Source organism: Tabrizicola sp. (assembly GCF_051645465.1).
GTDB lineage: Bacteria > Pseudomonadota > Alphaproteobacteria > Rhodobacterales > Rhodobacteraceae > Tabrizicola.
Genome location: NZ_JBOFBI010000063.1, coordinates 1 through 1528, shown reverse-complemented (window position 1 = coordinate 1528; position 1528 = coordinate 1). Strand labels below are relative to the sequence as shown.

Genomic DNA, 1528 nt, shown 5'->3' with positions numbered 1-1528 from the left:
GATTGCCATGCGCAAGCCCAGGGATTTCGACGCGGAACTGAAGGCGCTGGAAGACAAGGCGCGAGACCTCAGAGTGCGCAAGGTGCTTGGGCTTGGCGAACTGGTCTTAGCCACCGGCGCGTACCTTCTCACTGCCGAGGAACTGGCGGGCGCGTTAGTCGTGCTCGCCGAGACGAAGGACACTGGCAAGAAGGAGGCATGGGCCAAGCGCGGAGCTGCATTCTTTCGCGGCAGATCGCGGCGATCTGCTCCGACAACTGTCAGCGACGCGAGCCGCTCTCCGGCGCAACCGGGCGGCGCGCAACCGGCATCGGGCGGCACGGGCGCGGCATGACATGCGCAACTGGCAGGTCGACCGCCGCAAGCGCACCCGGCACCTGATCGAACTCGGCGGCCTCGTCATCAAGGCCGGGATTGTCGACCTCACCGGTGACGACCGTACTATGATCTACGGCGCGCTCATCTGGATGGCCGAGAAGCTGAGAAGCGATCAGGGCGAACAGGCGCGCGAGGTCTGGACCGTGAAGGGCAAGCAGGCGTTCGCGGCAGATCGCGAGGGCGAAGTACAATCCGATCGGTAGGGGAGGTTTTCAACCTTCTTTGCGGCTAACTTAGCCACCCTTTCTTCCCAACACTTTTCTGCTTGCCGAGGTAGCGTTCAGAGCCCCGAAGATCAGGGTGCTGATTGCCTGCTGCTGAGCACGCAGATGGTCCTCCAGCAGCTTATGCCGCGTGATGTAGCCCGCGTTGATGCCCGGCGCCGCGTGATTCATGAGTAAATGAGCATCAAGTTCCGACACGCCTGCTAAAGTGGCGACAGTACGGTATGTCTGCCTGAGATCGTTTCCCCACTTTGAGAGCACGGCACGATCCTCCTTAGTTTCGACCAGATGCCCTTCAGTGCTGTCGGCGGGGAATATCCATTCTCTTGCCTCGAGAGGATGCATTTGGCGGCCAAAGCGCATTGCGCGCGTGAGACATACCACCATCTGTCGGGACAACGGGATGTCGAAGGCTCGATCAGCACCGCCTTTCGGGCGAGGTATGTGCAACACCCGACGGCGCAGATCCAGATGCTGGGGCTTGGCCGCTTTCATTGCCGCAGGCCGCGGCGCTGACAGCAACGTGAACAGATGGAACTCTCGACGAATGGGGTTGTCGAGTTTGTCGAGTTCGATGAACCAGTCGTTAAGGTCTGCCGCGCCCATGCCAGTGTCACGACGCTTTTCTTGGTTCCAATCGACCACATCGACGGGATTGTCGTGCGGCAACTCGCGGTTGGCTTTCCGTGCGTGATTGTAGATTGCGCGGAAGGTCCGCATGCTTCCGTTCGCTATGTAAGGCCCATTCTCGGTCGTGACAGCGTCATGTCTGGCCGCGACCATGGAAGGGTCTTCGGCAATCTGAACCAGTGGCGTATCCAACCAATCCTTGAATATTCGCTCAACGTGATCGCGATAGCTCGCGATCGTGCGTTCGCTTCGGTTCTTCCTCTCCATGGCCAACCGATACCGCTCCCACGCCTGCA

General features: G+C 60.2%; 3 protein-coding genes. 2 read left to right on the top strand and 1 reads right to left on the bottom strand.

Features of this window, described 5'->3' with window-relative positions:
• The coding region (locus ACRCSW_RS03670; protein ID WP_438702685.1) for a conjugal transfer protein TraD at positions 1 to 334 on the top strand (334 nt) is incomplete at its 5' end.
• A gap of 1 nt (position 335) precedes the next feature.
• Positions 336 to 581 (top strand): conjugal transfer protein TraD, encoded by a 246-nt coding sequence (locus ACRCSW_RS03665; protein WP_438702683.1) that lies wholly within the window; start codon positions 336 to 338, stop codon positions 579 to 581.
• Between the two features lie 30 nt (positions 582 to 611).
• On the opposite strand, the gene ACRCSW_RS03660 is transcribed toward ACRCSW_RS03665, so the two are convergent.
• Positions 612 to 1528 (bottom strand): hypothetical protein (locus tag ACRCSW_RS03660; RefSeq protein ID WP_438702682.1); only part of this gene is annotated, 917 nt, incomplete at its 5' end.

Excerpts from the sequence above, each read along its gene's own strand:
- ACRCSW_RS03665 (WP_438702683.1), top strand. The coding sequence starts at position 336 with ATGCGCAACTGGCAGGTCGACCGCCGCAAGCGCACCCGGCACCTGATC.